Genomic DNA, 7072 nt, shown 5'->3' on the forward strand with positions numbered 1-7072 from the left:
CACCCGCTGACAGCCACGGCAACGGCAACTACAAAAGCTGGCTTCCTGAGGGCTGTTGGTGGGTGCCGACCGTTGGTCGGCACGGGGCGGATCCCGTTGCTTGGCAACGGGCCCTGACCCTGATTCTGCTCTGGTAGGTGTCGACCTTGGTCGACACGGTGGGTGCGGAAAAATTCTTGCCCATGAAAAAGCCCGCCTGATATGGCGGGCTTTTCGTTTACAACCTTGGCGTGGCGATCAGGTCCAGCCGAACAGCTCGAACAGCTTCAGGATCAGGTACGCACAGCCACCGGCCGCCGGGATGGTCAGGATCCAGGCCCAGACGATGCGCTCGATCACGCCGAACTTCAGCGAGCGCGGGTTCTTGGCGAAGCCGACGCCCATGATCGCGGTGGAGATGCTGTGCGTGGTCGAGACCGGCATGCCGAAGTGGGCCGCCAGGGTCAGGATGGTGGCCGAGCTGGTCTCCGCGGCGAAGCCGTGGATCGGGTGCAGCTTGACCATCTTGTGGCCCAGGGTCTTGATGATCTTCCAGCCGCCCGAAGCGGTACCGGCCGCCATCACCACCGCGCAGGTCAGCACGATCCACATCGCGATGCCGTCACCGGCATGCGCGTCCGGGTGCATGAAGGCCAGCCAGGACGGCAGGTCGTTCAATGCGCCGGTGGCTTCGGCACCGATCAGGGTCATGGCGATGATGCCCATGGTCTTCTGCGCGTCGTTGTGGCCGTGGGCGAAGCCCATGTAGGCCGCCGAGGCGATCTGCGCCTTGCCGAAGAAGGCGTTGACGATGCGCGGACGGGCCAGGCGGCCGATGGCACCACCGATCTTGGCCAGGCCGGCTATCAGCGCCCACAGCAGCACCATCACCACGATGCCGAGCAGGAAACCGGCGATCGGCGAGGTGATCATCGGCACGAACACCTTCCACAGCAGGCCCTTGTTCTGCGCCCAGCTGCCCAGGCGCTCGGACCAGATCAGCGCGTCCCAGTTGTTGTGGGCGGCGGCCAGGCCGGCGCCGCAGAGGCCACCGATCAGGGCGTGCGAGGACGAGGACGGCAGGCCCTTCCACCAGGTGATCAGGTTCCAGATGATGCCGCCCAGCAGGGCGCACAGGATCACCTGCGGGGTGACCTCGACCACGTTGGTGTTGAGCAGGCCCGAGGCGATGGTCAGCGCCACCGCGGTACCGGTCAGTGCACCGATGAGGTTCATGAAGGCAGCCAGCATCACCGCCCAGCCGGGCGAGAGCACCTTGGTCGCCACCACGGTGGCAATGGAGTTGGCAGTGTCGTGGAAGCCGTTGATGAACTCGAAGACGAGCGCGGCCAGGATCACCACCAGGACAAGGGTCAACATGCGGCGGCGTCCGTCAGCTGTTCTTCAACACGATCTGGTACGCCACCACGCCAGCCTCGCGGCAGCGGTCGATGGCCTTTTCCAGGATCTCGAAGAATTCCTTCAGCAGGAACATCTGCAGGTTGTCCAGGCGGCCCGAATAGATGTCGCGGTACAGCTCGAGCATCAGGCGGTCGGCCTCGTTCTCCAGCGAGCGCAGCTTCTCGTTGAGCGCGGTCATCCGGTCCAGGTTCATGTGGCGCAGATCGGCCACCATCTCCACCACCACGCCGGCGGCCTGTTCGAGCATCGCCGCGCGCGGCGCGAAGTCGATGTGCTCCAAGTGCGTCGTGGCCAGCGAATAGCGATCGGCGAACTTCTCGATCTGCTTGGGAATCTTGTACAGCGCCGAGCCCAGCGCTTCGATGTCTTCGCGCTCGATCGGGGTCATGAAGCTGTCCACCAGCGCCTGGCTGATCTTGTCCGAGGCCGCGCGTTCGCGCAGGCGGGCCAGCTTGAAGGCGTCCAGCGCGGGCTGGCGGTCGGCCTCGCGCAGCATGGAATGCAGCGCCTTGGCGGCGTCGGAAGCCGCGACGGCAGCCTCATCGAGCAGGGTGTAGAACTGTTTGCCGGAACCGAAAATGGTCTGCAGAGAGAACATTGAGAAACCTGTCAGCCGTCGCGGGAAGGACGGCACCAGATGGAATTATGACGGCTAGATGACCATCACGGGTATCCCCGCCCCCTTTCGAGGCCTTGGAACCCCCAACCTGAACAGGCGGTTGCCACCCTGCCATGCCCCTTTGCTAAGATGCCAGCGCGCCTTCGGGCGCACCTTATGGACGACGACCCTTATCCCCCTGCGCCGCGCCGGACCCCGTTCCTGAGCGCCTGCCGCCATCGCCAGCACCCGCCCTCCCTGCCACCAACCGGGGACGACGCCCGTGTTTGAAATGATCCTGATTGTCTTCGCGCTTGTTCTGCTGAACGGCTTCTTCGCCATGTCCGAGATGTCGGTCATGACCTCGCGCAAGAGCCGCCTGAAGCAGATGGCTGCCACCTCCAAGCGCGCGGCCAAGGCGCTGGAGCTGTCCGAGAAGCCGGAGAGCTTCCTGTCCACCGTGCAGATCGGCATCACCGTGATCGGCGTGCTGACCGGCTACCTCGGCGGTGAGGCGCTGGGCGAGGCCTTCGCCGGCTGGATCCAGGGGCTGATGCCGGGGTTTGCGTACGCGGGCAACATCGGTACCGCGCTGGCCGTCAGCCTGATCACCTTCATCACGCTGATCTTCGGCGAACTGGTGCCCAAGCGCCTGGCGCTGACCCGCTCGGAGGCCATTGCCGGCCTGGTCGCGATGCCGATGAGCTGGCTGGCCAAGCTGGCCCTGCCCTTCGTCTGGCTGCTGTCCAAGACCACCCAGCTGGTGCTGCGCCTGTTCGGCCTGGGCAAGGACGAAGTCGCCTCGGTGACTGAAGAAGAGATCCGCATGCTGGTGGCCGAGAGCCACGAAGCCGGTGTGATCGACGCCCACGAGCGTGACATGATGAACCGCGTCATGCGCCTGGGCGACCGCACCGCCGACAGCCTGGTGACCCCGCGCAACCGCATTGCCTGGCTGGACACCCAGGCCGGGCTGGAGCGCAACCTGGAAATCATGGCCGAGCACGAGTTCTCGCGGTACCCGGTGTACCGCGACAACGACATGGACGTGGTCGGCGTACTTGAACTGAAATCGCTGGCCACGCGCATGGCACGTGGCGACAACGCGCTGTTCCAGACGCTGCGCGAACCGCTCTACGTGTCCGAATCGACCCACGCGATGAAGCTGCTGGAGATCTTCCGCGAGGAACAGCAGTCGATGGCGCTGGTGGTGGACGAGTACGGCGAGATCCAGGGCCTGGTGACCATCAGCGACCTGATGGGCGCCGTGGTCGGCCGCCTGCAGGCGGTGGAGAATGCCGATGAAGACGCGCTGGTGGTGACCCGCGAGGACGGTTCGCTGCTGGTGGACGGCTCGCTGCCGATCGAAGACCTGCGCGAACTGATCGGCAGCAACGAGCTGCCCGATGCCGAGGACGGCGATTACTACACCCTGGCCGGCATGTGCATCCACTACTTCGGCCGCATCCCGCACGCAGGCGAGTACTTCGACTGGGCCGGCTGGCGCTTCGAAGTGGTCGACCTGGACGGTGCGCGGGTGGACAAGCTGCTGCTGCGCACGCTGTCCGACGAGCAGGCCGATGAGCTCACCGCCTGAGGCCGGCCAGGGTCCAGGCGCCGAGCGCCCGGCCTACCGCAACGAGGGCATCCGCACCCTGCTGGAGATGTTCGCTTCCGGCGACCCGGCCGAGCACATGCCGCTCGGCCAGATCCTGAGCAACCTGCAGCAGAGCGCGTTCGGCGTGTTCCTGTTCGTGGCGATCCTGCCCTCGTTCATCCCGATCCCGGGCATGGGTGGCGCGGTCAGCGGCCCACTGGTGATCCTGATCGGCCTGCAGATGCTGTTCTGCCTGCGCCGGCCGTGGCTGCCCGGCTTCATTGCCCGCCGCGGACCCAAGCGCGGCACCATGCACCGTTTCCTGGACCGCATCGACCGCCCACTGCGGCGCCTGGACAGGATGCTGAGGCCACGCCTGCCGCAGCTGTTGACACCCCTCCCCGCCCACGCCTTCAGCGGCCTGCTGCTGGTGCTGCTGGGCCTGCTGCTCTCGTTGCCGATCCCCTTCACCAATTTCCTGTTCGGCTTCCAGCTGCTGCTGTTCTCGCTGGCGCTGCTGGAACGCGATGGCGCGCTGATGCTGTTCAACTGGATCGCCGCGTTGGCGGCGATCGCGTTCTTCGGCTTCAGTTCGGGACAGCTGGTGGGCTACACGGTGGACCTGTTCCAGCGCTGGTTCTGAGCCGGAATCCGGTAGAGCCGGCCGCTGGCCGGCTGCCACGTTTCCAGGTCTGCCGGCCAGCGTCCGGCACTACCAATACCGGATATCGATCCTCACCGAAGATCGATGAAGCCATTGTCGGCCAACTGCGCCGGCTCGTCCTGCACCGCCGACAGCACGAAATTCAACGCCTTGCCCAGCAGCGTGCCCGGACCATCCCAATACTCGGCCGAGTCGGCCCGCACGTGGATCAGGCGCAGGTTCGGGTCGTCCTTGCCGCCCGGGAAAAACAGCTTCATCGCCGGCGACCACAGTTCCTCGATCTTCGCGCGGTCGTCAACGATGCGCGCGCGCCCCGCCACAGACACATAGGTGTTCTTCGATGGCGAGGCATAGGCCACGTTGACGTGCGGATCAAGCGCGATCTCGGCAACCTTCGGGCTGTCGGCGGTGATGACGAACCACAGGTCACCGTCGAAGGTGACCTGCTGGGTGGCCAGCGGCCGGCTGTAGAGTCGTCCGTCGACGCCGGTGGTGGTGAACATCGCCACCTCCACGTCCTTGATCAGTTCGGCCAGCTGGGCGATGTGTTCGGCGCGGGTATCCGCCATGGGAGGCTCCAATGGGTAGAGCCCCCATCAGACCCGTCGCGGCTGCAACGGGCCGTGACGCCATTGTTCAGCCCGCGTGGCGGGCATGCCAGGCCTGCATCGCCAGTTCGAACGAACGCAGGCGCGCACGGTGGTCATGCAGGTTGGCGGTGAGCATCAGCTCGTCCGGCGAGTGGCGCTCAACGAACGCGGCGATGCCATCGGCCACCTGCTGCGGATCGCCGAGCACGGTGCAGGCCAGGGCCCGCTCCACGCCGAGCTTTTCGTGCGGCTCCCAGAAGGCTTCGATGTCGTCGATCGGCGCCGGAATCTTGCCCGGCCGGCCGCGGCGCAGGTTGACGAAACTCTGCTGCTGGCTGGTGAACAGGCGGCGCGATTCGGCCTCGCTGTCACTGGCGACGACATTCAGGGCCAGCATCGCGTGCGGCTGGTTCAACGTGGCCGAGGGGCGGAACTCTCGGCGGTACACCGCCAGCGCCTCGTCCATGGCATCGGGCGCGAAGTGCGAGGCAAACGCATAGGGCAGGCCCATCGCGGCGGCCATGCGCGCGCCGAACAGGCTGGACCCCAGGATCCAGGTCGGCACCCGCAGGCCACCGCCCGGAACCGCCTGCACCGCCTGCCCGGGCTGTACCGGCTCGAAGTAGTGCAGCAGTTCGCGCACGTCCTGCGGGAACTGGTCGGCGCTGTCGAAGTAGCGGCGCAGTGCACGCGCGGTGGGCTGATCGGTGCCCGGCGCACGGCCGAGGCCGAGATCGATGCGGTCCGGATACAGCGAAGCCAGCGTGCCGAACTGCTCGGCCACCTGCAGCGGCGCATGGTTGGGCAGCATGATGCCGCCGGCACCGACGCGGATACGCCGGGTGCCGCCCGCGACGTGGCCGATCAGCACGGCCGTGGCCGCGCTGGCGATGCCGGGCATGTTGTGGTGTTCGGCCAGCCAGTAACGGCGGTAGCCCAGCGCATCGGCGTGCTGGGCCAGTTCCAGCATGTTGGCGAAGGCGGCGGTGGTGTCACTGCCCTCGCAGACCGGGGCCAGGTCAAGGATCGACAACGGGATCATCAGCGGTTTTCCGTCTCAGGATCTCCCCTGCATGGGGTCGGCCAGGCGCAGCGGCCAGTGACGGTGGCGGGATGCTGATTCCCGCGGAGCCGGTTCAGGGCTGACCCGGCCGATCCGGGGTGCCCTGATCCGCGGCGCCAAGCGCGATTGGTAGTGCCGGCCGCTGGCCGGCAGGCAAAGTGCCCTGGCAGCCGGCCAGCGGCCGGCTCTACCGAAGCGTGTCAGAACGCGCTGGGGCGCGGCTCCGGCAGCGGCTGGTCGACCATCGGGTTCAGTTCGGCATCCAGCGCCACGCGCTCGTCGAACACGAAACAGCGGCCTTCATAACCTTCGCCGCCGACCTCCTCGAAGTAGCCGAGGATGCCGCCATCGAGCTGCAGCACGTTGTCCATGCCATCGTTGGCCATCCACAGTGCGGCCTTCTCGCAGCGGATGCCGCCGGTGCAGAAACTGACCACGGTGCTGTCCTTCAGCGCCTCGCGATGCGGCGCCAGCGCCTCGGGCAGGTCGGTGAACTTGTGGATGGGCAGCACCAGCGCATCCTTGAAGGTGCCGTACTCCACTTCCTGCAGGTTGCGGGTATCGAGCATCACCACCGGCTTGCCGGCGTCATCGTGGCCCTGCCGCAGCCAGCGCTGCACGGTGGCCGGATCGACCGCCGGTGCACGCGGATAGTCCAGCGGCTGGCCGTCATCGCGGCGGAAGCTGATGATCTCGTCCTTCACCTTGGCCTTCAGCCGCGCGAACGGCTGGTGCTCGCTCAGGCTGGTCTTGACCCGCATCCCGGCAAAACGCGCATCGGCATGCAGCGCGGCGTAGAAATCCTCGACCGCCTCCGGCGCGCCGGCCAGGAACAGGTTCAGTCCCTCACCCGCCACCAGGATCGTGCCCCGCAACCCGGCCGCCTGGGCACGCGCCAGCAGCTGGTCGCACAGGGCCTGGGGGGCGTCGATGACGGCGAAATGGTAGGCAGCGGTGTTGGCGATCATCCTGCCATTTTAGCGCCTCCAGCCCGCACAGACAGATTCAGGGGTCAGAGCCCTCTGCGCAGCAGAGGGATCCGACCCCAAGCCCGGCAGACACCCGGAATCTGTCAGAGGCGGGGCGGTGTGGGCAGGCGGGACCGTTGGCGCCATGGATGGCGCCATCGAGCCCCCAGGGATGGGTTTACGGCGTGTCC

General features: G+C 66.6%; 7 protein-coding genes. 2 read left to right on the forward strand and 5 right to left on the reverse strand.

Annotation, left to right across the window (positions count from 1 at the left end; translation table 11 throughout):
• Positions 1–237: 237 nt before the first annotated feature.
• Positions 238–1359 carry an inorganic phosphate transporter gene (locus tag AC5JLE_RS11125; RefSeq protein WP_014646691.1) on the reverse strand — a complete coding sequence of 374 codons (1122 nt, stop codon included), beginning with the start codon at positions 1357–1359 and terminating at the stop codon, positions 238–240.
• 13 nt (positions 1360–1372) lie between these two features.
• On the reverse strand, positions 1373–1999 hold the full coding sequence (locus AC5JLE_RS11130) for a DUF47 domain-containing protein (protein WP_004152833.1): 627 nt from the start codon (positions 1997–1999) through the stop codon (positions 1373–1375).
• Between the two features lie 292 nt (positions 2000–2291).
• Between AC5JLE_RS11130 and AC5JLE_RS11135 the strand changes: the two genes are divergently transcribed.
• Complete coding sequence (locus AC5JLE_RS11135; protein ID WP_496065305.1) at positions 2292–3596, forward strand: hemolysin family protein; 1305 nt, start codon at positions 2292–2294, stop codon at positions 3594–3596.
• Entirely contained in the window at positions 3580–4239 is a 660-nt protein-coding gene (locus tag AC5JLE_RS11140; RefSeq protein ID WP_014646689.1) for an exopolysaccharide biosynthesis protein, read from the forward strand. The genes AC5JLE_RS11135 and AC5JLE_RS11140 overlap by 17 nt, the downstream gene beginning before the upstream one ends.
• Before the next feature lie 92 nt (positions 4240–4331).
• On the opposite strand, the gene AC5JLE_RS11145 is transcribed toward AC5JLE_RS11140, so the two are convergent.
• From AC5JLE_RS11145 to AC5JLE_RS11155, 3 genes are all read right to left on the reverse strand, one after another.
• Positions 4332–4829, reverse strand: a complete 498-nt coding sequence (locus AC5JLE_RS11145; RefSeq protein WP_014646688.1) for a pyridoxamine 5'-phosphate oxidase family protein — start codon at positions 4827–4829, stop codon at positions 4332–4334.
• 67 nt (positions 4830–4896) lie between these two features.
• On the reverse strand, positions 4897–5892 hold the full coding sequence (locus AC5JLE_RS11150; RefSeq protein WP_100449784.1) for an LLM class flavin-dependent oxidoreductase: 996 nt from the start codon (positions 5890–5892) through the stop codon (positions 4897–4899).
• Between the two features lie 221 nt (positions 5893–6113).
• Positions 6114–6881, reverse strand: a complete 768-nt coding sequence (locus AC5JLE_RS11155; protein ID WP_032959202.1) for a sulfurtransferase — start codon at positions 6879–6881, stop codon at positions 6114–6116.
• Positions 6882–7072: the final 191 nt, after the last annotated feature.

Source organism: Stenotrophomonas sp., assembly GCF_059505245.1.